20 protein-coding genes and 1 tRNA gene are annotated in these 22,001 nt (G+C 69.8%); 6 read left to right on the forward strand and 15 right to left on the reverse strand.

Annotation, left to right across the window (positions count from 1 at the left end; translation table 11 throughout):
* Window positions 1–53 precede the first annotated feature (53 nt).
* Window positions 54–947: an ABC transporter permease gene (locus L0984_RS24595; RefSeq protein WP_234196984.1), complete on the reverse strand. Its 894-nt coding sequence runs from the start codon at window positions 945–947 to the stop codon at window positions 54–56.
* A complete protein-coding gene (locus L0984_RS24600; RefSeq protein ID WP_234196985.1) occupies window positions 944–1,903 on the reverse strand; it encodes an ABC transporter permease in 960 nt (319 codons plus the stop codon). The genes L0984_RS24595 and L0984_RS24600 overlap by 4 nt, the downstream gene beginning before the upstream one ends.
* Window positions 1,904–2,004: 101 nt before the next feature.
* Between L0984_RS24600 and L0984_RS24605 the strand changes: the two genes are divergently transcribed.
* On the forward strand, window positions 2,005–2,283 hold the full coding sequence (locus L0984_RS24605) for a YfhL family 4Fe-4S dicluster ferredoxin (RefSeq protein WP_234196986.1): 279 nt from the start codon (window positions 2,005–2,007) through the stop codon (window positions 2,281–2,283).
* A gap of 21 nt (window positions 2,284–2,304) precedes the next feature.
* Here the strand turns inward: L0984_RS24605 and L0984_RS24610 are convergent, their stop codons facing one another.
* From L0984_RS24610 to L0984_RS24645, 8 genes are all read right to left on the reverse strand, one after another.
* Window positions 2,305–2,814 (reverse strand): hypothetical protein, encoded by a 510-nt coding sequence (locus L0984_RS24610; RefSeq protein WP_234196987.1) that lies wholly within the window; start codon window positions 2,812–2,814, stop codon window positions 2,305–2,307.
* Between the two features lie 30 nt (window positions 2,815–2,844).
* The gene (gene pth / locus L0984_RS24615; RefSeq protein WP_234196988.1) at window positions 2,845–3,474 is read right to left on the reverse strand and encodes an aminoacyl-tRNA hydrolase; all 630 of its coding nucleotides are present in this window, start codon (window positions 3,472–3,474) and stop codon (window positions 2,845–2,847) included.
* Window positions 3,475–3,615: 141 nt separating this feature from the next.
* The gene (locus L0984_RS24620; protein WP_017758154.1) at window positions 3,616–4,248 is read right to left on the reverse strand and encodes a 50S ribosomal protein L25/general stress protein Ctc; all 633 of its coding nucleotides are present in this window, start codon (window positions 4,246–4,248) and stop codon (window positions 3,616–3,618) included.
* A 126-nt stretch (window positions 4,249–4,374) separates the two neighbouring features.
* Window positions 4,375–5,349, reverse strand: coding sequence for a ribose-phosphate pyrophosphokinase (locus tag L0984_RS24625; RefSeq protein ID WP_234196989.1), 975 nt, complete (start codon window positions 5,347–5,349; stop codon window positions 4,375–4,377).
* A 54-nt stretch (window positions 5,350–5,403) separates the two neighbouring features.
* Window positions 5,404–5,480 (reverse strand) — tRNA-Gln (locus L0984_RS24630).
* Window positions 5,481–5,550: 70 nt separating this feature from the next.
* Window positions 5,551–6,420, reverse strand: a complete 870-nt coding sequence (gene ispE / locus L0984_RS24635; protein ID WP_234196990.1) for a 4-(cytidine 5'-diphospho)-2-C-methyl-D-erythritol kinase — start codon at window positions 6,418–6,420, stop codon at window positions 5,551–5,553.
* Window positions 6,417–6,899 (reverse strand): outer membrane lipoprotein LolB, encoded by a 483-nt coding sequence (locus tag L0984_RS24640; RefSeq protein WP_234197189.1) that lies wholly within the window; start codon window positions 6,897–6,899, stop codon window positions 6,417–6,419. The genes ispE and L0984_RS24640 overlap by 4 nt, the downstream gene beginning before the upstream one ends.
* A gap of 14 nt (window positions 6,900–6,913) precedes the next feature.
* Entirely contained in the window at window positions 6,914–8,683 is a 1,770-nt protein-coding gene (locus L0984_RS24645; RefSeq protein WP_234196991.1) for a tetratricopeptide repeat protein, read from the reverse strand.
* A gap of 82 nt (window positions 8,684–8,765) precedes the next feature.
* Here L0984_RS24645 and mutM point away from each other — a divergent pair, with 82 nt between their 5' ends.
* The 3 genes from mutM (at window position 8,766) to mutY (ending at window position 12,751) form a co-directional block, all read left to right on the forward strand.
* On the forward strand, window positions 8,766–9,581 hold the full coding sequence (gene mutM, locus L0984_RS24650; protein ID WP_234196992.1) for a bifunctional DNA-formamidopyrimidine glycosylase/DNA-(apurinic or apyrimidinic site) lyase: 816 nt from the start codon (window positions 8,766–8,768) through the stop codon (window positions 9,579–9,581).
* Window positions 9,582–9,680: 99 nt separating this feature from the next.
* Window positions 9,681–11,651: a dynamin family protein gene (locus tag L0984_RS24655; RefSeq protein WP_234196993.1), complete on the forward strand. Its 1,971-nt coding sequence runs from the start codon at window positions 9,681–9,683 to the stop codon at window positions 11,649–11,651.
* 29 nt (window positions 11,652–11,680) lie between these two features.
* Window positions 11,681–12,751: an A/G-specific adenine glycosylase gene (gene mutY, locus L0984_RS24660; RefSeq protein WP_234197190.1), complete on the forward strand. Its 1,071-nt coding sequence runs from the start codon at window positions 11,681–11,683 to the stop codon at window positions 12,749–12,751.
* Between the two features lie 65 nt (window positions 12,752–12,816).
* Here the strand turns inward: mutY and rapZ are convergent, their stop codons facing one another.
* Genes rapZ through L0984_RS24675 form a run of 3 tightly spaced genes read right to left on the reverse strand, consistent with a single transcriptional unit; the run spans window position 12,817 to window position 16,286 of the window.
* Entirely contained in the window at window positions 12,817–13,698 is an 882-nt protein-coding gene (rapZ, locus tag L0984_RS24665) for an RNase adapter RapZ (protein WP_017758146.1), read from the reverse strand.
* A 5-nt stretch (window positions 13,699–13,703) separates the two neighbouring features.
* On the reverse strand, window positions 13,704–15,386 hold the full coding sequence (recN, locus tag L0984_RS24670; RefSeq protein WP_234196994.1) for a DNA repair protein RecN: 1,683 nt from the start codon (window positions 15,384–15,386) through the stop codon (window positions 13,704–13,706).
* On the reverse strand, window positions 15,387–16,286 hold the full coding sequence (locus L0984_RS24675; RefSeq protein ID WP_234196995.1) for an NAD kinase: 900 nt from the start codon (window positions 16,284–16,286) through the stop codon (window positions 15,387–15,389).
* Window positions 16,287–16,382: 96 nt separating this feature from the next.
* On the opposite strand from L0984_RS24675, the gene hrcA reads away from it, so the two are divergent.
* Window positions 16,383–17,396 (forward strand): heat-inducible transcriptional repressor HrcA, encoded by a 1,014-nt coding sequence (gene hrcA / locus L0984_RS24680; RefSeq protein ID WP_017759773.1) that lies wholly within the window; start codon window positions 16,383–16,385, stop codon window positions 17,394–17,396.
* 62 nt (window positions 17,397–17,458) lie between these two features.
* On the opposite strand, the gene L0984_RS24685 is transcribed toward hrcA, so the two are convergent.
* Both L0984_RS24685 and L0984_RS24690 read right to left on the reverse strand, forming a co-directional pair.
* Window positions 17,459–18,223, reverse strand: coding sequence for a Crp/Fnr family transcriptional regulator (locus tag L0984_RS24685; RefSeq protein WP_234196996.1), 765 nt, complete (start codon window positions 18,221–18,223; stop codon window positions 17,459–17,461).
* Between the two features lie 117 nt (window positions 18,224–18,340).
* Window positions 18,341–21,241: an adenosylcobalamin-dependent ribonucleoside-diphosphate reductase gene (locus tag L0984_RS24690; RefSeq protein ID WP_234196997.1), complete on the reverse strand. Its 2,901-nt coding sequence runs from the start codon at window positions 21,239–21,241 to the stop codon at window positions 18,341–18,343.
* 162 nt (window positions 21,242–21,403) lie between these two features.
* Here L0984_RS24690 and L0984_RS24695 point away from each other — a divergent pair, with 162 nt between their 5' ends.
* A complete protein-coding gene (locus L0984_RS24695) occupies window positions 21,404–21,979 on the forward strand; it encodes a PadR family transcriptional regulator (RefSeq protein ID WP_234196998.1) in 576 nt (191 codons plus the stop codon).
* Window positions 21,980–22,001 lie beyond the last annotated feature (22 nt).

Here is a 22,001-nt window from a genome sequence, read left to right on the forward strand (position 1 = left end):
GCGCGCCGCCCGGTGCAGGCCGGGCGCGTAAAGGGAGGCGGAAGGAATGCGGTTCATCGGGCGCGGGCCAGGCGGGGGTCGAGCAGGTCGCGCAGGCCGTCGCCCATCAGGTTCAGGCCGAGCACCGCCATGGCGATGGCCGCGCCGGGCCACACCGCCAGCAGCGGCTGCTGGAACATCAGCGTCTGCGCCTCGCTCAGCATGCGGCCCCACGAGGGCTGCGGCGGCTGCGTGCCAAGCCCCAGGTACGACAGCGCCGCCTCGGCCAGGATGGCGATGGCGAAGCGGATGGTGATCTGCACGATCAGCACCGCCGAGATGTTGGGCAGCACGTGCTGCACCGTGATCGCGAACGGCCCCTTGCCGCAGGCCTGCGCCGCCGCGATGTACTCGCGCGACCACACGGCATTGGCCGAGGCGCGCGTGATGCGCGCAAAGATCGGGATGTTGTAGATGCCGATGGCGATGATGGCGTTGACGATGCCCGCGCCGAACACGGCCGTTAGCATGATCGCCAGCAGGATCGCCGGGAAGGCCAGCGAGAAGTCGGTCAGGCGCATGATGGCCTCCTCGACCCAGCCACGCTTCGCCGCCGCGAGCAGGCCCAGCCCCGTGCCGGCCACCAGCCCGATGCCCACCGCGATGATGCCCACCAGGATCGAGGCCCGCGCCCCCACCAGCAGCAGCGAGGCCACGTCGCGGCCGAAGGCGTCCGTGCCCAGCCAGTGCTGGGCCGACGGTCCGGCCAGCTTGTTGGCCATGTCCATGTCGTAGGGCGACCAGGGCGTCCACACGAAGGACAGCGCGGCCGCCACGATCAGCGCCAGCGTGAGCACGCCGCCGATCATGAAGCTGCGGTGGCGCAGCGCGCGCTGCCAGAAGCCGTGCCGGCTCGCAGGGCGGCCGGCGGCGGGGGGCGTGGCCGCGGGAATGCCGGCGCTGCTCATATGTCGGAAGCCTTGATGCGCGGGTCGATCACGGCATAGAGCACGTCGACCACGAAGTTGACGATCACCACGAAGGCGGCCAGCAGCATCACGCAGTTGCGCACCACGACCAGGTCGCGGTTGCTGATGGCCTGGAAGATCAGGCGGCCCAGGCCGGGCAGGTAGAACACGTTCTCCACCACGATGGTGCCGGCCAGCAGTTCGGAGAACTGCATGCCCATCACCGTGATGACCGGGATCAGCGCATTGCGCAGCACATGCAGCCACAGCACGGCGCGCTGGCTCACGCCCTTGGCGCGGGCGGTGCGCACGAAGTCCTCGCGCATGACCTCGAGCACGGCCGAGCGCGTGATGCGCGCCAGGATCGCGGCCTGCACCACCGCCAGCGACAGCGCGGGCAGCAGCAGCGACTTCACGCCGTCGAGGATGCCGCCCGCGCCTTCGCCCCAGCCGTCGAAGCCGCCCGCCGAGAACCACTGCAGCTTCACCGAGAACAGCAGGATCAGCAGGATGGCGAACCAGAAGTTGGGAATGGCGATGCCCACCTGCGTCAGGCCCATCAGGCCCACGTCGCCCAGCTGGTTGTGGCGCGCGGCGGCCGTCATGCCCACCAGCAGCGCCAGCACCGTGGTCAGCAGCATGGCCATGAAGGCGAGGGGAATGGTCAGCTGCAGCCGCTCCAGGATCAGCTCGGCCACTGGCGAGCCGTAGGTATAGCTGTCGCCCAGGTTGCCGGTGAGCATGCCGCCGACCCAGTGCCAGTAGCGCGTCCAGGCCGGCTGGTCCAGGCCCAGCTTGGTGGCCAGGGCCGCCACGGCATCGGGCGAGGCATCCGGGCCCATCAGCATCTGGGCCGCGTTGCCGGGCAGGATTTCGAGAACGAGGAAGATGATGACGGACGCCCCGATCAGGGTGCCGACCAGCGTCGCCAGACGCTTGAGAAGAAAGAGACTCATCGTGAAAGCTGGGCCCGCGAAGGCAAGCGGCGCAGCATAACCGGACAGGGGAATGATTCACGCGCATGCAACGTGCGTGCCCGCCCAGGGATAATCCGGGGATGGCCCTGATGATCACCGACGAATGCATCAACTGCGACGTCTGCGAGCCGGAGTGCCCCAACGACGCGATCTCGATGGGCGAATCCTTCTATGAGATCGATCCGCACCGCTGCACCGAATGCGTGGGCCACTTCGACGAACCGCAGTGCGTGCAGATCTGCCCCGTGGCCTGCATCCCGGTCAACCCGGCGCATGTGGAGACGCGGCCGATGCTGATGGCCAAGTACGAGCGGCTGACGGGCGCCGTGTCCGTGGGGCCGGTCGAGCCGCAGCGTTGAGCGCTGCGGCGCCAGGCCGCTTCACGCCTCCGACTTTTTCTTCTTCTTTTTCTTGGCGCCAGCGGGTGCCTCGCCCGCGGCACGTGCGCTGAAGTCGCCGCCGACGGTGGCGCGCTTGGGCGCGCGGGGCTTGTTCAGGTGGTGGTCGGCCAGTGCAGGCCCGGCGTGTTGCGCCGGGGGGTGGTCGAAGACGGCAGGCCGCTGACCATTGGCCCGGTCTTCCATCCGCTCCCGCTCGCGGGCCATGGCATCGGCGCGGCGCTGGATGCGGTCGGTCTGGGCCTGCGCCTCGCGGGCCTTCTGGGGTGATGACGGCGGGGTCTCGTCGAGCGAGCGCCCGTTGTCGCAGGGGATCTGGCTGTAGGTGTTGCCGCAGCGCCAGATGGTCCCGCTGCGAGCCGGCTGGGGCTGCGCCTGCGCTGCTGCAGTCGTTGCCAGCAGCACCGTCAGCACGGCGAGCATGGACTGCCGGCCCGGGCGCTGCCCTGGATGATCGTGGTGCGCCGGTTGTTGGTGGTGGATGGGTCGCACGGTTCCTCCCTGATCGAACGAGTGGTGGATCTAGCCTGGCGGTTTTTCCGCAGGCGCGTTCTCCTGGCGCGGCGGCTTGGGCCGGGGCGGCTTGTGGGTGTGGATCTGCTGCATCGCGGCGGTCATGTCGCCGGCCAGGAGGGTGGGGACCGCCCGCAGGCTGCGGACGATGGCGTCGTCGATGGCATCGCGCTGTTCGCGCAGGGGCTTCTTGAGCACCCAGTTCACCACCTCGGACTTCACGCCCGGATGGCCGATGCCGACGCGCAGCCGCCAGTAGTCGCCGGTGCCCAACTGCGCATGAATGTCGCGCAGGCCGTTGTGGCCGGCGTGGCTGCCACCGAACTTGAGCTTGGCCTGGCCGGGCACTACGTCCAGTTCGTCGTGCACCACCAGGATTTCTTCCGGCGCGATCTTGAAGAAGCGGGCGAGCGCCGCCACTGACTTGCCCGACAGGTTCATGAAGGTCTGCGGCTCCAGCAGCCAAACTGTCTGGCCGCCCACATTCGTTCGGGCGGCCAAGCCGTGGTAGCTGCGCTCGGGTGCGAGGTGGAGCTTCCAGTCGCGGGCGAGGGCGTCGATCCACCAGAAGCCGGCGTTGTGGCGCGTGTCCTCATATTCGGGCCCCGGATTGCCGAGGCCGACGAAGAGCTTGATCATGGATGGATTATCCCGGCGCCTGGCCGGGCCAAGGAGAGAAGGAGTAGGCGATCGGCCCATGAAAAAGGCCCGCGCGAGGCGGGCCTGTTCGAGCCGTGAGGCGGGTGCACCGAAGGTGCGCAGCCTCGGGCGAAGAAGCAATTACTTCTTCTTGCCCTTGCCCTTGGCGGGCTCGGCAGCCGGAGCGGGCGCAGCAGCAGGCGCCTCTTCCTCGACCACAGGCGCCACGGCCGACACAATCACGGGGTTCGGCTTGCCATGGGTGATGGCCTTGGCGCGGCCAGGCAGCTTGATGTCGGCCAGGTGCACGGTACCGCCAGCAGCCAGACCCGACAGGTCGACCTCGATGAACTCGGGCAGGTCGGCCGGCAGCACGCTGATTTCGATTTCCGTCATCACGTGGTTCACCAGGTTCTGGTGCAGCTTGACGGCTTCGGACTCTTCTTCACCCTTGAAGTGCAGCGGCACCTTCACGGTCAGGCGGGTGCGGGCATCGACGCGCTGGAAGTCCACGTGCTGGACCAGTTGCTTGTACGGGTGGTACTGCACATCGCGCAGCAGCACCTTGGTCACGTTGCCGCCCAGGTCCATCTCGAGGATGGAGGAGTGGAAGGCTTCCTTCTTCAGGGCGTGCCACAGGGCGTTGTGGTCGAGCTCGACCAGTTGCGGCTGGCCTTCGCCACCGTAGACGATGCCGGGCGTCTTGCCCGAATTGCGGAGACGGCGGCTCGCACCCGTGCCCTGCTTGGCGCGCTCGAAAGCGACGAATTTCATAAGTGACTCCTGTGAGGCCTGGACCGAAGGCCCGCCTCTGTGGCACCCACCGCGACCAGTGCGGTGCCGTTCGACAAAAAGGCGCCGCGAGGGCGCCCACTGGAAGTTCCAGGACCGGAATGCGCCTCAGGCGGCGCTGTCCGAATCCGAGAACAGGCTCATGACCGATTCGCCGTTGGCGATACGGTGGATGGTTTCCGCGAAGAGGGGGGCCACGGACAGCTGGCGGATCTTGCCGCAGGCCAGGGCGCCGTCGGACAGCGGGATGGTATTGGTGACGCAGACCTCGTCGAGGGCCGAGCCCTGGGCGATGCGCTCGATGGCGGGACCCGAGAAGACCGGGTGCGTGCAGTAGGCGTACACCTTCTTGGCGCCGCGCTCCTTGAGCACCTCGGCCGCCTTCACCAGCGTGCCGGCCGTGTCGATCATGTCGTCCATGATCACGCAGTTGCGGCCTTCGATCTCGCCGATGACGTGCATCACCTCGCTGACATTGGCCTTGGGGCGGCGCTTGTCGATGATGGCCAGGTCGCAGCCCAGCTGCTTGGCGATGGCGCGGGCACGCACCACGCCGCCGACGTCGGGGCTCACCACCATCAGGTCTTCGTAGTTCTTGGTGCGCAGATCGCCCAGCAGAACCGGAGAGGCGTAGATGTTGTCGACGGGGATGTCGAAGAAACCCTGGATCTGGTCGGCGTGCAGGTCCATCGTCAGTACGCGGGAGACGCCGACGGTCTGCAGCAGGTTGGCGACGACCTTGGCCGAGATCGGCACGCGCGAGGAGCGCGGGCGGCGGTCCTGGCGGGCATAGCCGAAGTAGGGGATCACGGCGCTGATCCGCTCGGCCGAGGCGCGCTTGAGCGCGTCGACCATGATCAGCAGTTCCATCAGGTTTTCGTTCGTGGGCGCGCAGGTGGACTGCACCACGAAGACCTCACGGGCCCGCACGTTCTGGTTGATCTCGACCGTGACCTCGCCGTCGGAGAAGCGGCCGACGCGCGCAGCGCCAAGCGAGGTGTGGAGATGCTGAACGATCTCTGCTGCCATGCCCGGGTTGGCATTGCCGGTGAAAACCATGAAGTCAGGATGTGGGGCCTGCATGTGTGCTTCCCGGCGGTCAGAGAGAAAAGGTGGAGCCTGATGCTTTAGAGCATTTGGCAGGGGAGGAAGGACTCGAACCCTCGAATGCCGGAATCAAAATCCGGTGCCTTAACCAACTTGGCGACTCCCCTACACAGGAGGACGGTCCAGTGACCATCCACCGATGAATGTCGCAACCAACCGCGAGCGATTGGTTATTGCCTACGCGGCCCAGCCCTGGAGGGGATGGTGCGCGAGATTGCTGCAGATCCGATGTTGCCAACCCTCGGGAAGATCCTTCGAGAGATGATCGATCGGGCCTTGCGGCGCATCGTTCGGCAGCTGCGCGAAGACGGCACTTCCGGAGCCGGTCATCCTGGCACTGAGGCCTTGTGCATCGAGCCATTGAAGGGCTTGACTCACTTGCGGACAAAGCCGCTGGGCAACCGGCTGCAGGTCGTTGTGTCCGAATCGGAAGATTCGTTTGCCGTCCTGAGCAGCGAAGACAGAAACTATAGCAGGTTTTGTGGCCCTGTGAAGATCATCCGCAGAAAAAATAAGGCGTGTGTCGAGTCCAGCCTCTGGCTTGAGCACGGCGAAGCGGGCTGCGGGCAGCGTCAGCGGAGTGATCTGCTCGCCGATGCCCTCGACCCACGCATTGCGGCCGCGCAGAAAGAAGGGCACGTCGGCGCCCAGGGTGAGGCCGATGCGTTCGAGTTCGGCGAGCGGCAGATCCAGCCGCCAGAGCCGGTTCAGTGCCAGGAGGCAGGTGGCCGCATCCGATGAGCCGCCGCCCATGCCCGCCTGCGCCGGTACGCGCTTGTGCACGCCGATGTGTGCGCCCTGCTGCGTGCCGGTCGCGCTCTTCAGCGCGCGGGCTGCGCGCAATACGAGGTCCTCGACGGGCAGGGGTTGTCCCAGGTCTTCGCGCGACAGGCCACCGTCCAGGCGCAGCTCCACATGCAGCGTGTCGCACCAGTCGATCAGCATGAACACCGACTGCAGCAGGTGGTAGCCATCTGCACGCCGACCAGTGATGTGAAGGAAGAGGTTCAGCTTGGCAGGCGCGGGCAGGTCATAGAGGGCCTTCACGGCGAAGGGCGCTCGAAGACGACGCGCAGCTGCGCGGTGGGCAGGGGGGCATCGCGCGTCGCCTGGAGTCGGCCTTGCGCCACCTGCGACAGTTCGGCCCGCCAGCCCGGAACCTGGGCCGGGCGGCCCTGCAGCCATTCGAACAATGCGTCGATGGGCAGTGCCGCGCCGGTCACGGCCTCGGTCAGCGCGGCGATGGAGGCGAAGCGTCGCTGCTGTGCGCCATCGCGCAGCACGGCGGTGCCGGGGCTCCATTGCAGGGCGCCCAGGGTGTTGCCAAGCGGCGTGGTCAGCAAGAGCTCGCCCTGCTCCGGATTGCCGTCCAGCTCGAACACGGCTGCGAAGGACTGCGGCGGGTTGCTGTCGACCGACAGGGACAGGCGGCCGCTCCAGTGGCTGCTGCCCGTGTCCGCGCGGCGTGCCGCCTGGGGGGCGGCGCAGCCGGCCAGCGCAAGGGTGGCGCCCGCCACGCCGGCCATCAGCACGCGTCGCTTCACAGCTTGACGCGCAGGCGCCGCAGCGTGGCCTGCAGGGTCTCGTTCTCCGCGTCGGCCATGGAGGCCTCGCGCCAGATGCTCAGCGCACGGTCGCGTTGGCCCTGCGCCCACAGCACCTCGCCGAGGTGGGCGCCGATCTCCGGATCGGGCCGCGTCTTGTAGGCGCCTTCGAGGATGCGCTGCGCCTCGGCCATATTGCCGAGCCGGAACTCGACCCAACCCAGGCTGTCGGCGATGAAGGGATCGTTGGGCGACAGTTCCACCGCCTTGCGGATCAACTGGCGGGCTTCCGGAAGACGGATGTTCCGATCAGCGAGCGAATAGCCCAGCGCGTTGTACGCGTTGGCATTGTCCGGCTTGAGGGCGATCACGCGGCGCAGCAGCCGTTCGGTCTCGTCCACGCGGTTGAGCTTCTCGGCCGCCATGGCGAGGTCGTAGAGCAGGTCGGCGTCGTTCGGCGCCTGGGCGCTGGCGGCGGCAAGCAGGTCGTACACGGCCTGGTTCATCTTGGCCTCGCGCAGCACCTGGGCTTCGGCCTGCAATTGCTGGCGGCGGTCGGCATCCGTGCGTGCGGGCATGCTGCGCACGATCTGGCGTGCCTCGGCCACCTTGCCTTGCTTGGCCAGCAGCATCGCCCGACGCAACTGGGCGGACGCCATGTCCTCGTCGCCCTCCACGCGCGACAGGTACTGTTCGGCGGCGGCGAAATCCTTGCGACGTTCTGCCAACTGGGCGAGCTGCAGGTAGGCCTGCGCGATGCCGCGGGCGCGTTCGTCCGCATCGCTCTGGCGGGTGGCGAGGTCCAGGTAGCGCTGCAGGGACGTCTGCGCGGCCGCGTCCTGATGGACCTGCGCCTGCAGGGAGCCGAGCAGCAGCCAGGGATCGGGCAGGTCGGGTCGGCTGCGCGTGAGCGTCTCCATCTGCGCCGTGGCCTCGTCGTAGCGCTGCCCCAGTGCCAGTGCGCGGGCATAGGCCACGCGCGCCTCGGGCAGGGCGTCCTCCTGGCTCAGGTAGCGGCGTACGAGCGCCTCGGCTTCGGGCCGGGACGGGTCCATCAGTTCGAGTGCCAGCACGGCAGGCGCGTCGGCCTTCGGGTCGGCGGCGTTGCCCTGCTGGGCAGCCGCCAGGGCGCCGGCGGTGTCGCCTGCGTTCAGGCGCAGACGGCCGACGGCCGCCCAGGCCAGGCCAGCCGAGGGGGCGCCCGCCTTCAGTTCATCCGACAGGCCTTGTTCGAAGGCCTGGGCAGCGGCCTGCTTGTTGGACGCCCGGCTGTAGGCCCGGACGGCGCTCGCAAGGGCTGCGGGGCGCTCCGGTACCGGCGTGGCGGCCAGGTCGGCACGCAGCGGGTCCACGGTCTCGGTCAGGCGGCCCAGCAGGATCAGGATCTGCAGCTCCAGCCGGCGCGGCTCCCGGGCGTCCGGGATGGCTTGTTTCCAGGCTCGGACAGCCACCAGGGCAGCCTCCGGTGAGCGGGCGCGCACGGCGACATCGACGGCGCGCTGGAAGAGGGCCGGCTCGCGCGTGCGGCGAGCGGAGTCCAGGAGCAGTTGGAAGCCCTCGACCGGATCGCCGTCGCGGGCGTTGAGTTCGCCCAGCAGCACTTCGTAGAACAGCTCGGCCGTCATGGCCGAGGGCTGGGCTGGTTCTGCCGCCGGGGCGGGCGGCGCGGGTGGTGGACCGGGGGGCACCGACTGCGCGGCGGCGCTGAGCGAGGCGAGGGTCAGAACGGCTGTCGCCAGATGGCGCCGGCGGGGCAAGGGACTCATCGAACCATAATAATCCAAGCCTTTGTCCGCATCTGGGGCGAGGGCGATGGTGCGCTGCTCCTGCGCATGCGGCGTGTTTCCGATGCCCGAGCTCCCAGAAGTCGAAGTCACCCGCCGCGGTTTTGCCGACCGCATCGCCGGCGGCGTCATCACCGCCCTGCGTGTGGGCAAGCCGCTGCGATGGGCGCTGGAGGTGGACCCGGACGCGGTGGTCGGGCGCACCGTGGTGCAGGTGCGGCGGCGTGGCAAGTACCTGCTGATCGATCTCGACCGGGGCATGCTGCTGGTGCACCTGGGCATGTCGGGCAGCCTGCGGTTTGCGCCGGCGCTGCCCGAGCCCGGACCGCACGACCACTTCGACCTGACCACCACGCGTGGCACGCTGCGGTTGAACGATCCGCGGCGCTTCGGCGCGGTGATCCATGTCGATGGCGAGGACGCGCCGCTGGCGCGCAAGCTGCTGGGTGGGCTGGGCATGGAGCCGCTCGGCGATGCCTTCGACCTCGGCCGCTTCCACGAGGGGCTGAGAAGACGGCGCGCGCCGGTCAAGCAGGTGCTGCTGGCCGGCGACGTGGTGGTGGGGGTGGGCAACATCTACGCGTCCGAGGCACTGTTCCTTGCCGGCATCCGGCCGACGGTGCCGGCGGCCCGTATTTCACGGCCGCGTGCCGCACGGCTGCATGCCGCCGTCCGCGAGGTGTTGGCGCGCGCGGTCGAGGCGGGCGGCAGCACGCTGCGCGATTTCTCCCACATCGACGGTCAGGCTGGGCACTTCCAGTTGCAGGCCATGGTCTACGGACGGGCAGGCGAGCCCTGCCGGCAGTGCGGGGCGCCAATCCGGCTTCTGCGCCAGGGCCAGCGCTCGACCTATTTCTGCCCGAATTGCCAGAAGGCCTGAGCGCCGTACGGATCGGAGCCCCGGGCGCCGACGCCTTGCCGGTGGGCGGTGAAGGGCATTCGCAACTGTTATATTTTGTAAATTCTTCCGCAGGCGTCCGTGAGCGTTCCTTTCTCCCAGCAGTTCGAGCAGCACGGCGCGTGGCGACGCAGTCTGGCCCATCGGCTGCGTTGGCTGGCTTCCTGGCTGGGCGACAACGACCTGCTCGATGACGCCGTGGCCGAGCGGCTGAGGGATGCCGAGTCCCTGATGCGCGACAGCCGGGTCATGGTGGCCTTCGTCGCGGAGTTCTCGCGCGGCAAGTCCGAGCTGATCAACGCCTTGTTCTTTGCGGACTATGGCCGGCGCATCATGCCGGCCAGCGCCGGACGCACCACCATGTGCCCCGTGGAGCTGCGCCATGACGCGGGGCAGGCCCCCGGGCTGCGGCTGCTGCCGATCGACACGCGGCTCGTGCCCCGGTCGCTGCAGCAGTGGCGCGAATCGTCCGAGGGCTGGACCGGGATTGCCCTGTCGCCGGATGACGGCGAGCAGCTCGCGGCCGCCATGCAGAAAGTGGCCGAGGTCGACCGTGTCCCGCTCGAACGGGCCAAGGCGCTGGGTTTCTGGCGCGAGGACGCTGGCGACGACGCCCTGCCCGTGGATGCCCACCGGCACGTCGAGGTCCCGCGCTGGCGCCATGCGGTGCTCAACCTTCCGCATCCCCTGCTGGAGCAGGGCCTGGTCATCCTGGACACGCCGGGCCTCAACGCCATCGGCGCCGAGCCCGAGCTCACGATGAGCCTGCTGCCCCAGGCCCACGCCGTGCTGTTCATCCTGGGGGCCGACACGGGCGTGACCCGCTCCGACCTCGCCATCTGGCGCGAACACCTGGGCGGGGCCGCACCGGCCGTTGCCTCGCGCATCGTCGCGCTGAACAAGATCGACACGCTGTGGGACTCGCTCAGCGCACCCGGACAGATCGAGGCCCAGATCGAACGGCAGTGCGCCCTGTCCGCCGACATGCTGGGCGTGCCCCGCCGGCGCGTGCTGCCGGTGTCGGCGCAGAAGGGCCTGCAGGCGCGCATCGCAGGCGATGCGCCGCTGCTGCAGGCCAGCCGGTTGCCGGCCCTCGAGGCGCTGCTGGGCCAGGGGCTGCTCGCCGAAAGGGAGGCCATCCTGCGCCGCGCCGTGGAGGGCGGGCTGGACGCCTTGCGCGCCGAGGCACAGCGCATCCTGCGCCTGCGCCAGCGGGAGCTGACGGAGCAGGGCATGGAGCTCGAAGGCCTGCGCGGCAAGAACACCGCCACGCTGCGGCACATGATGCGCCGGGTCGAGCAGGAACAGTCGGAATTCGAGGCGGGCGCCGAACGCGTCTCGGCCCTGCGCGCCGTGCTGGGCAAGCGCATGCGCGAGATGCAGGCCGTGCTCGGCCCGACGGCCCTCAAGTCCGACATGGCGCAGTTCGCGCAGGCCTTGGGCCGGCCCGGCATCAAGCTGCAGCTTGCGCAGGTCTACGCCCGCACCTTCGACGGGCTGCGCACCAACCTCGGCGATGTGCAGGCCACCATGGCCGAGCTGCAGGCCATGCTGCATGCGGCCTTCCGCCAACTCAATGCCGAACATGGCTTTGCCCTGCAGGCCCCGGCCGAGCCCGATCTGTCGAAGTACATTGCCGAGATGAGCAGCATCGAGCAGAGCCATCTGCACTACCTCGGCATGGGCAACATCCTGCGCCTCGTGCAATCCGAATTCTGCGAGCGGCTGGCGCAGGCCCTGTCCAGCCGCGTGCGCACCGTCCGCGACGCCGCGCTGGGCGAGATCGAGGACTGGCGCCGCAGCGCCTTTTCCCAGATGGACCGCCAGATGAACGAGCGCCGCGCCACCTATGCCCGGCGCGTGGAGTCGATGGCCCGCGTGCGCGACGCCGCCAGCAGCCTGGACGAGCGCCTGGCGGAACTCGCCGGCCAGGGCGCGCAGCTGCGCGCCCTGGAGCAGCGGCTGCGCGACCTCTGCGAGGTGCTCGTCGGCCGCAAGCCCGAGCCCGGCGCCCCGCCGGCTGCCGGCGACACCCAACTGCGCGCGGCGTGAGATCCGCCGCGACCGACGCCGCACCGGTCGTGCGGCAGGCGCGCCAATGCGCCGATGCGTTCTGGCTGCGCCTGGTGACCTGGCAGAAGACGCATGGCCGCAGCAGCCTGCCCTGGCAGAACACCCGCGACCCCTACCGGGTCTGGCTGTCCGAGATCATGCTGCAGCAGACGCAGGTGTCGACCGTGCTGGGCTACTACGAGCGCTTCCTGACGCGCTGTCCCACGGTGGCGGACCTGGCTGCCGCGCCCGAGGACGAGGTCATGGGCCTGTGGAGCGGACTGGGCTACTACAGCCGCGCACGCAACTTGCACCGCTGCGCCCAGGACGTGGTCGTGCGCTTCGGCGGCAGCTTTCCGCACAGCGCCGAACTGCTGCAGACGCTGCCCGGCATCGGCCGCTCCACGGCGTCCGCCATCGCCGCCTTCTGCTTCGGCGAGCGGGTGTCGATCATGGACGGCAACGTCAAGCGCGTGCTCTCGCGCCTGCTGGCCTTCGAGGGCGACCTGGCGAGCAGCGCCAACGAGAAACTGCTGTGGAAGGCGGCCGACGAACTGCTGCCGCCCGAGGGCGACACCGAGGCCATCTCCCGCTACACCCAGGGCCTGATGGACCTGGGCGCCACGGTCTGCCTGCCGCGCCAGCCGCAGTGCCTGATCTGCCCGGTCGAGGCGCTGTGCGAAGGCCGCCGCCAGGGCGATCCGGCGCGGCTGCCCATCAAGACGCGCAAGCTCAAGCGCAGCGCGCAGTCGCTGTGGCTGCTGCTGGCGCGCTCGGCCGACGGGCAGGCGGTGTGGTTGCAGAAGCGGCCGGCCAGCGGCATCTGGGCCGGCCTGCATGCGCTGCCAGTCTTCGACAGCGCTGAAGCGCTGGAGGACGCCCTGCCGACGGCGTTGCGGCCGGCGTTGCGGCATCTGCCGGCTTTCCTGCATGTGCTCACGCACAAGGACCTGCACCTGCATCCGGTCGAGGTCGACGCCGCGCGCAGCGAGATGGCTGGTCTGGAAGGGCGGTGGGTGGCCGCCGAGGACTGGCCGGCGCTGGGCCTGCCTGCGCCGGTGCGTCGGTTGCTGGAAGAGCGCGCCACCCGGATCGGCTGAGTCCGCCGGGTGGGACCCGGGTCAGGACGCCTCACCCGGGGCGCTGGAGCCCGGGCGACCAGCGGTTATTCGGCGTCCATCTCGCGGTGCCGCCGCAGCGTCACCCAGCGTTCGCCGAAGGTGCGGGCCAGTTGCTCGACCAGGAAGACCGAGCGGTGCTGACCGCCCGTGCAGCCGATGGCCACGGTGACATAGCTGCGATGGTCGTCCGCCAGCGCATCCATCCAGTGCTGCAGGAACTGCTCGATGTCGCCGAACATGCGTGCCACGGCATCGTGCTGGCGCAGCCAGTCGATCACCGGCTGGTCGCGGCCGGTCAGCGGGCGCAGCGCCGCCACGTAATGCGGATTGGGCAGCATGCGCACATCGAAGACGTAGTCGGCATCGAGCGGCACGCCGCGCTTGAAGGCGAAGGACTGGAACACCAGGGTCAGCGTGCGCTGCGGCGCCTCGATCAGGGCCTTGATGTAGGTGCGCAGCTGGGCCGGGCGGATCAGGCTCGTGTCGATCAGGTCTGCGCCCTCGCGCAGTTCGGCCAGCAGTTCGCGCTCCAGCTCGATGGCCTGGATCAATGCGCGCTCCTGCTCCGGCGCGTCGACGCCGCCGTGCTGGCGCGACAGCGGATGGCGGCGCCGGGTCTCCGAATAGCGGCGCACCAGTGCCTCGGTGGTCGCGTCGAGGAACAGCGAGCGCACGGCCATGCCTTCCTGCCGCAGCGCCGCCAGGCGGATGGGCGCCTTCGACAGCGAGGTGCCGCTGCGCGCATCGATGGCCACGGCCACCAGTGGCGCCTGGTTCTCCTTCTGCAGTCGGATGAAGTCATCCAGCAGCTCGGGCGGCAGGTTGTCGACGCAGTAGTAGCCGGCGTCTTCGAGCGCGGCCAGGGCCACCGACTTGCCGGAGCCGGACATGCCGGTGATCAGCACCAGGTCCATGGAGGGGTTCATCGTCGTCAGCTTTCCTGCGGGCTCAGCATTTCGCGGGCATGGGCGAGGGAGGCGGCCGAGACACGCTCGCCGCCCAGCATGCGGGCGATCTCCTGCATGCGGCCTTCGCCGTCGAGCGGCGCGACCGTGCTTTCCGTGACCGGCTGCGGCTTGCCGCCCTGTGCGGTCGCCGCATTGAGCGTGCGTTTGGCCACGCGCAGATGGTGGTCGGCGCAGGCCGCCACCTGCGGCAGGTGGGTCACGGCCAGCACCTGGCGATCGCGGCCGAGCTGGCGCATCAGGCGACCCACGGTGTCGGCCACTGCGCCGCCGATGCCGGTGTCCACCTCGTCGAAGATCAGCGCCTGCGCGGTGCCCAACTGGCTGGTGGTGACGGCAATGGCCAGCGCGATGCGCGACAGCTCGCCGCCCGAAGCCACCTTGCCCACCGGCCGCGGGGTGCCGCCGGCATGGCCGGCGACGAGGAAGGCGATGTCTTCCATGCCGTGGCGCGCTGGTTGCGGCAGCGGCTGCAGCTCGACGGCGAAGCGGCCGCCCTGCATGCCCAGGCCCTGCATCGCTTCGGTAATGGCCGCGGCGAGCTTGGGGGCGGCCTTCTTGCGGGCCTGGCCGACGGCGCGTGCCTCCTTGTCGAAGGCCTGGCGTGCCCGCTGCTCGGCCTGTTCCAGCGCGGCCAGGTCGGCCTGCGCTTCCAGCGTCTGCAGTTCCTGCCGCCAACTGGTGAGCAGGGCAGGTAGCTCCTCGGGCGGGCGGCGGTAGCGGCGGGCCAGCGACATCCACAGGCCCAGGCGTTCGTCCAGCGCCTGCAACTGGTCGGCGTCGGTCTCGGTACGGCGCAGGTAGCCGTGCAGCGCATGCAGCGCGTCGGAGGCCTGGGCCAGGCTGCCGGCAAGTTCGTCGCCCAGCGCCTTGAATTCGGGCTCGATGTGGGCCAGGTCCTGCAGGCGGTCGGCGGCGCGCGAGAGCAGGGCCAGGGCGCCCTGTTCGTCCTCATCCAGCAGGCCGGTGGCGGCCTGCGCGGCGTCGATCAGTGACTGGGCATTGGCCAGGCGCGTGTGCTGGCTGGAGAGTTCTTCCCACTCGTCCGCGCCCGGCGCCAGCTTGTCGACCTCGCCGATCTGCCACTGCAGGCGTTCGCGCTCGCGCAGCAGGCTTTCCTGTGCATTGCGGGCGGCTTCCAGCGCGGTGCCGGCCTGGCGCCAGTTCTGCCAGGCGGCGTCCAGGGCGGCGGTGCGGACGCCGGCGTAGGCGTCCAGCAGCCCGCGCACGGCATCGGGCCGGGTCAGGCTCTGCCACGCATGCTGGCCGTGGATGTCCAGCAGGTGGCCGCCCAGTTCGCGCAGCTGCGTGGCGGTGGCCGGGCTGCCGTTGATCCAGCCGCGGCTGCGGCCCTGGGTGTCGACGGTGCGGCGCAGCAGCAGGGTGTCGCCGGCCTCGAAGCCGCCTTCTTCCAGCCAGGTGCCGAGCGCCGGGTCGGCGTCGAATTCGGCGCTCACATCCAGTCGCTCGGCGCCTTCGCGCACGGCGCCGGCGTCGGCCCGGTTGCCCAGCGCCAGTTGCAGGGCGTCGATCAGGATCGACTTGCCGGCGCCGGTTTCGCCCGTGAGCACGGTAAAGCCCTCGGCCAGGTCCAGGTCGAGGGCGCGGACGATGACGAAGTCGCGCAGGACGATGCGTCGCAGGGCCACTCAGGAGCCTCCTTCGTTCCAGTGAAGTTTCTTGCGCAGGGTGTCGAAATAGCTCCAGCCGCGCGGATGCAGGAAGCGCACGCGGTGCTCGGAGCGCCGCACCAGCACCTGATCGCCATGGGCGAGCGAGGCAAGGGACTGCATGTCGAAATTGGCGCTGGCGTCGCGCCCGCCCACCACCTCGACCGAGATCTCCTCGGCGTCGGGCAGCAGGATCGGCCGGTTCGACAGGGTGTGCGGCGCGATCGGCACCATCACCCAGCCGGGGATGGAGGGATGCAGCATCGGCCCGCCCGCCGACAGCGCATAGGCGGTGGAGCCCGTGGGCGTGGCGATGATCAGGCCGTCGGCACGCTGGTTGGCCACCAGATGCCCGCCGACCGAGACGCGCAGCTCGACCATGCCGGAGGTGGCGCCGCGGTTGACCACCACGTCGTTCATGGCCTGGGCGGTGAACACGACCTCGCCGGCGCGCATGACCCGCGCCTGGATCAGGCTGCGGTGGTCTTCCTCGTACTCGCCGGCCAGCATTGGCGTGAGTGTGGCCTCGTAATGTTCCAGCGGGATGTCGGTGACGAAGCCCAGGCGGCCGCGGTTGATGCCGATCAGCGGCACGCCGTAGCGGGCAAGCTGGCGGCCGATGCCGAGCATCGTGCCGTCGCCGCCGACGACCAGGCCCAGGTCGCATTGCTCGCCGATTTCCTGCACCGTGAGCAGGGGCCAGCGGCCGGCGCGCGGCACGCCGTCCTCGCCGCATTCGGCGCTGCTGCGCTCGAGCACCACGACGCAGCCGCGCGACTCCAGGAACGCCGCAATGCCCTCGATGACGGCATCGCGCTCGCGCGCGGCCGTCGCCTGGTACTTGCCGATGAGCGCCACATGGCGGAAGGGTGCGTGCATGGGGACAAATTACATCACGACACCGGAGGCGTCCCACCGCGTGGCAAGGCCTTGTCCGCCGCCTATGGATCGCGGGCCGCGGGGTATCATTTGCCGATGCTGGACGACCGCGCCAAGCTGCTGCTCAAGACCCTGGTGGAACGCTACATCGCCGACGGCCAACCCGTCGGCTCGCGCACGCTCTCGCGCGCCGCCGGTCTCGAGCTTTCCCCCGCCACCATCCGCAATGTGATGGCCGACCTCGAGGACCTGGGGCTGATCGTCAGTCCCCACACCTCGGCCGGCCGCATCCCCACCGCGCGCGGCTACCGCCTGTTCGTCGACACCATGCTGACGGCGCAGCGGGCCCAGTTGCAGGCCACGCCACCCAGCCTGCCGCCGGACCAGCCGCAGAAGGTGATCGCCAGCGCCGCGCAACTGCTCTCGAACCTGTCGCAGTTCGTGGGCGTGGTGATGGCGCCGCGGCGCACCACGGCCTTCCGGCACATCGAATTCCTGCGGCTGTCGGAGCGCCGGCTCCTGGTCATCATCGTCTCGCCCGACGGCGACGTGCAGAACCAGGTGATCTTCACCGACCGGGACTACACGCAGTCGGAGCTGATCGAAACGTCGAACTACCTCACCGCCCACTACGGTGGCCTGTCCATCGAGCAGGTGCGCGACCGCCTCAAGGGCGAGATGGACGGCCTGCGCGCCGAGATCGCCTCGCTGATGCAGGCGGCCGTCCAGGCGAGCTCGCAGGCGTTTTCGCAGGCGCAGGAGGAAGTCATCATCGCGGGCGAGCGCAACCTGCTGGCCGTGAGCGACTTCTCCAGCGACATGGGCCAGCTGCGACGCGCTTTCGAGCTCTTCGAGCAGAAGGCCGAGCTGATGCGGCTGCTGGACATGTCCAGCAAGTCCGACGGCGTGCGCATCTTCATTGGCGGCGAAAGCCAGGTGGTGCCGTACGAAGAGCTGTCGGTCGTCAGCGCCAATTACGAGGTCAACGGCGAGGTGGTTGGCACCCTGGGCGTGATCGGACCGACCCGCATGCCCTACGACCGCATGATCCAGATCGTGGACATCACGTCGCGGCTGGTCAGCAACGCGCTGAGCCACAACAACAAGTAGCGGTTCGCCGCGGCACGGGCGAGGCGCCGAGGCGCGCGACCCGCGTTGCGGCCGGTCGCCGCTCAACGCGCCGGCGCTTCCCCCGCCAGCGCCTGCAGCGCCGGCACGTCGCGGATCAGCACGACGTAGCCATGCATCTCGATGCAGCCCAGTTCCACCAGCCGGCGGAAGCAGCGGGACAGCGTGGCCTGCGCCATCACGAGCTGGCGCGCAATGGAGCGCTTCTGCACCGGCAGCCGGACCGAGCGGTCCTTGCCGGCGGGCTCGAAGGGCTCGCGCAGCAGCCAGGCGGCCAGCCGGCCCAGCACGTCCTTGGTGGCCAGTTCGTGCCGGCCATCGGTCAGCTGGCGGATTCGCTCGGCCATCACCAGGCCGACGGCGCGCTGCAGGGCGGGGTCCTGCCGGGCGGCTTCGAGCAGGTGCTCCAGCGGCAGCGCCGCCAGGGTGACGCGGGCCGGGCACACGGCCGACTCGATCCAGTCCGATTCCAGCCAGGCGGAGGCCAGATCCAGCCATTGGCCGGGACCCAGGACGCGGTTCTCGACCAGGCCCCCATCCGCACCGATGCGGCCAACCACGATGCGGCCTTCGGCAACGAGCCACCACGACGGTGGATGGTTGTCCGGCATGGCGGCGATGGCGCCTTTGGGCAGCACATGCAGGCGCAGGGCGCCGGCCAGCCGCTCCAGCGTGGCCGGTGCCGGCTCGCACGGGGCGAAGGCACCGCGCAACAGGGGCACGCCGGACAGCACGACCGGCCGCCGCCCGGTGGCGGCTTTCCAGCGCCGCGCTTCGGGGCGCGGGGCGTCGGAGGTCAGGGAGGACAAGGCCGGCAGCATGAAAGGTCGGGGTGGCGTCAGGTGGTCGATGCCCGACTCTGCCCACGATGCGACCGCGCTGCCTTGAGCCAGCGCAAGGGTTGGCGGATCGGCCGCCGCCTGCGCTCAGCCGCACAGTCCGGTGAAGCCGCAGGCGGTACAGAAGCTGCAGCCGTCCTTGCGGATCAGGGTGGCGTTGCCGCATTCGGGGCAGGCGGTACCGGCCATGGCCTGCTGCACGCCCGGCGCTGTGGCGGCAGGGGCCGCCAGGATGCCCATCTCCTGGAGCGGAAAGCCTTCCTCGTCCAGCACACCGAGCATGGCGTAGCGATGGATCACCAGCCGCGCCAGGTACGCCACGGTCGAGGGCCAGGTCTGCTGCCGCCGCACCTTCGGGTCTAGGCTGGGCACGAAGGCCATGAAGTGGCCCAGCGGCTCGGCATAGCTCAGCAGCTTGCGCAGCTTCATGCCGATCCAGGCCGGGTCGATCACCCGCATGTCCAGCGACAGCACGCGCGCCAGGCCGTCCAGTGCGCGCGGGTAGTTGCCCGAGAAGCCCAGGGCGCAGGGCCGGGTGTGGGGGGCGCCGCCGGGGCTGGGCAGCAGCACCTCCTTGAGCGTGAGGGTGAAGGCTTCGCCCGTGGCCGGGTTCTCGATGTCCACCGCCCAGGCCAGCGTGCCGGAGGGGCCGGTGTGCGGCTCGTCCAGGCTGAACAGGGCGTCGAGCACCGGCGTGCCGGGTGCGGGCGGGTTCCACAGGCCCAACTGCTCGCAGCGCCAGCACAGCACGGCGGCGGTGGCGGCAACCACACCGGGGAAGGTGCGGACCTCGCCATGGGGTGGGAAGGGCATGTCGAAGGGGCGCTCCTCCTGCACGGTGGCCAGCGCGTCGAGCTTGAGGCGCACCCATTCGGCGTCGCGCGCCCGCAGGTCCATCGACAGCGTCTTGGCCAGGGCGCCCAGGCCGCGCGGCTGCTCGGCGCCGTTGACCCACACCTCGAAGGGCAGCGGGCTGGCGCCCTCGCCGCCGTCCGGGGCCTCGCCGACGAAGAGCGCGAACTGCCCGTGCGGATGCCGCACCATGGTGCACCAGGCCGCATTGCCGGCGGGAAAGTCGGGCCGGCCGGGCCAGCGCAGCGAAGCCAGCACGGGCTCGCGCGGCAGGCGCTCCAGCGCCAGGCGGCGGTCGGCGATGTCCGGCGCGGGCAGGGCGGTGGCCGGCTGCGGCACGCTGAGCACGGCGCCCAGCACGGCATTGGGCCGGTAGGTGGCCAGGCCCTTCAGGCCGGACTGCCACGCCTGCAGGTAAAGATCCTGGAAGGCCGCGTAGGGATAGTCGGCCGGCACGTTCACCGTCTTGCTGATCGAGGTGTCGATGAAGGGCGCGACGGCGGCGACCATGGCCGCGTGCGACTGGGCGCTCATCTCCAGTGCCGTGACGAATGCGGGTGGCAGCGGCGCGTCCGGCCCGTGCAAGTGGCGGAACAGGCGCCAGGCATGGTCCTCCACCGCGAATTCCTGGAAGGTGCCATCGGCCATGCGCTTCTTGCGCTGGTAGGTCCAGCTGAAGGGCGGCTCGATGCCGTTGCTGGCGTTGTCGGCAAAGGCCAGGCTGATGGTGCCGGTGGGCGCGATCGACAGCAGGTGCGAGTTGCGCAGCCCGTGGCGGCGGATGCGCTCGCGCAGCGCGGCCGGCAGGCGTGAGGCGAAGCGCCCGCGCTGCAGGTAGAGGTCGGCATTGAACAGGGCGAAGGCGCCGCGCTCGCGCGCCAGTTCGGCGGAGGCGGCATAGGCCGCGTCGCGCAGCCGCTCGGCGATGTGGGCCGCCATCTGCCGCGCCGCCTCCTCGTCGTAGCGCAGGCCGAGCATGGCCAGCGCATCGCCCAGGCCGGTGAAGCCCAGGCCGATGCGGCGCTTGGCCATCGCTTCCTCGCGCTGGCGGGGCAGGGGCCAGATCGACACGTCGAGCACGTTGTCGAGCATGCGCACGCAGGTGGGGATCAGCGCGTCGAAGGCCGCCTCGTCGAAGCGGGCCTCGGGCTCGAAGGGCTGGCGCACGAAGCGCGTGAGGTCGATGGAGCCCAGGCAGCAGCAGCCGTAGGGCGGCAGCGGCTGTTCGGCGCAGGGATTGGTGGCGGCGATGGTCTCGCAGTAGCCGAGGTTGTTGTCGGCATTGATGCGGTCCAGGAAGAGCACGCCCGGTTCGGCGTGGTCGTAGGTGGCCCGCATGATCTGGTCCCACAGCGCCCGGGCCGGTACGCGGCGGTACACCCACAGGCCGTCGCCGCGCGGATGGGCGCCTTCGGCCCTCTGCGCGTCGCCCGGCTCGGCGCGGTGCACCAGCTCGATTTCGGCATCGGCCTGCACGGCCTGCATGAAGGCGTCGGTGATGCCGACCGAGATGTTGAAGTTGCGCAGGTCTCCCGCGTCCTTCGCGTGGATGAATTCCTCCACGTCCGGATGGTCGCAGCGCAGCACGGCCATCTGGGCGCCGCGGCGGGCGCCGGCCGATTCCACCGTCTCGCAGGAGCGGTCGAACACGCGCATGTAGCTCACCGGGCCCGAGGCGCTCGATTGGGTGCTGCGCACCCGGGTGCCCTTGGGCCGGATGCGCGAGAAGTCATAGCCCACGCCGCCGCCGCGCCGCATGGTCTCGGCCGCTTCGGTCAGGGCCGTGTAGATGCCGGGATGGCCGTCGTCGTCCTCGGCAATGGAATCGCCCACCGGCTGGACGAAGCAGTTGATGAGCGTGGCTTCCAGCGGGGTGCCGGCGGCCGAAAGGATGCGGCCAGCGGGGATGAAGCCGGCCTCCAGCGCATCGAAGAAGGCGCTTTCGAACTGGGCGCGGCGCTCTGGCGCCTCGACGGCAGCCAGCGCCCGGGCCACCCGCCGCCACACGTCGCCGACCTCGCGTTCGTCGCCCTTGGCGTATTTCTCGCGCAGCACGTCCTGGCTGATGGCCTGGGCGGGCGGGACGGTGGTGTTCAGGATGGACACGGGCAACTCCTGGCGGGTGGGCCGCTGCATTGCCTGGGAGGGGCGTAGCAGCGATCAGGCGAACTGTATGGAAATCCAGCTCCGCGGTCTGTCGGAAGACCCCTTTCGCGCCGTGGGCTGGAGTTTTTAAACTCGTTCTTGATCTTTCAAGATATATCATTGAGTCATCTTGAGCTTATTGAAAGAAGCGTGATGACTGAAGAATGGATGCACCCGGGGCGCGGCGGCGGTCGAGGCCATGGCCATCGGCGTTCAGGTGCCGACACGCTGGCCGAGGGGGCGATGGAAGGCCGCGGTGGCGGCCGGCGCCCGCGCCAGCTGGAGCCCGGCGACCTGCGACTGCTGATGCTCCATGCGCTGGCCGCCCAGCCGAGCCATGGCTATGAACTGATCAAGGCGATCGGAGAGTGGGTCGGGGGTGACTACACCCCCAGTCCGGGAACCGTCTATCCGACGCTGGCGTTGCTGGAGGATCTGGGCCTCGCCCGCTCGGAAGCCAGCGATGGGGGCCGCAAGCGCTTCCATCTGACGCCCCCGGGCGAGGCGGAACGTGCTGCGCAGGCGTCGGCCATCGAGGCGGTGCTGGAGCGCCTGGCGCAGGCGCGGGCCCGCGCCCATGCGCGCCGGCTCCCCGAGATCCGCCGCGCGATGGAGAACCTGAAGATGGCGCTGCGCCTGCGCCTGGAAGGCGAGATGGAGTCGACGGAACTGGTCCGTCGACTCGCCGAGATCATCGACCGCGCCGCGGTCGAGGTGGAACGCGCCTGAGAGGCGCCCCGACAGAGAGACC

Source organism: Pseudacidovorax sp. NFM-22 (assembly GCF_021401245.1).
Lineage (GTDB): Bacteria > Pseudomonadota > Gammaproteobacteria > Burkholderiales > Burkholderiaceae_C > Xenophilus.

Coding starts and splice junctions, on each gene's coding strand:
- L0984_RS24620 (WP_017758154.1), bottom strand. CDS start 4,248: ATGAAATTCGTCGCTTTCGAGCGCGCCAAGCAGGGCACGGGTGCGAGC.
- L0984_RS24645 (WP_234196991.1), bottom strand. CDS start 8,683: ATGAGTCCCTTGCCCCGCCGGCGCCATCTGGCGACAGCCGTTCTGACC.
- pth (WP_234196988.1), bottom strand. CDS start 3,474: ATGATCAAGCTCTTCGTCGGCCTCGGCAATCCGGGGCCCGAATATGAG.
- rapZ (WP_017758146.1), bottom strand. CDS start 13,698: ATGAACCCCTCCATGGACCTGGTGCTGATCACCGGCATGTCCGGCTCC.
- L0984_RS24675 (WP_234196995.1), bottom strand. CDS start 16,286: ATGCACGCACCCTTCCGCCATGTGGCGCTCATCGGCAAGTACCAGGCG.
- hrcA (WP_017759773.1), top strand. CDS start 16,383: ATGCTGGACGACCGCGCCAAGCTGCTGCTCAAGACCCTGGTGGAACGC.
- L0984_RS24600 (WP_234196985.1), bottom strand. CDS start 1,903: ATGAGTCTCTTTCTTCTCAAGCGTCTGGCGACGCTGGTCGGCACCCTG.
- L0984_RS24625 (WP_234196989.1), bottom strand. CDS start 5,349: ATGCAGGCCCCACATCCTGACTTCATGGTTTTCACCGGCAATGCCAAC.
- L0984_RS24695 (WP_234196998.1), top strand. CDS start 21,404: ATGACTGAAGAATGGATGCACCCGGGGCGCGGCGGCGGTCGAGGCCAT.
- L0984_RS24605 (WP_234196986.1), top strand. CDS start 2,005: ATGGCCCTGATGATCACCGACGAATGCATCAACTGCGACGTCTGCGAG.
- mutM (WP_234196992.1), top strand. CDS start 8,766: ATGCCCGAGCTCCCAGAAGTCGAAGTCACCCGCCGCGGTTTTGCCGAC.
- L0984_RS24595 (WP_234196984.1), bottom strand. CDS start 947: ATGAGCAGCGCCGGCATTCCCGCGGCCACGCCCCCCGCCGCCGGCCGC.
- L0984_RS24690 (WP_234196997.1), bottom strand. CDS start 21,241: ATGCAGCGGCCCACCCGCCAGGAGTTGCCCGTGTCCATCCTGAACACC.
- L0984_RS24640 (WP_234197189.1), bottom strand. CDS start 6,899: ATGGCCGGCGTGGCGGGCGCCACCCTTGCGCTGGCCGGCTGCGCCGCC.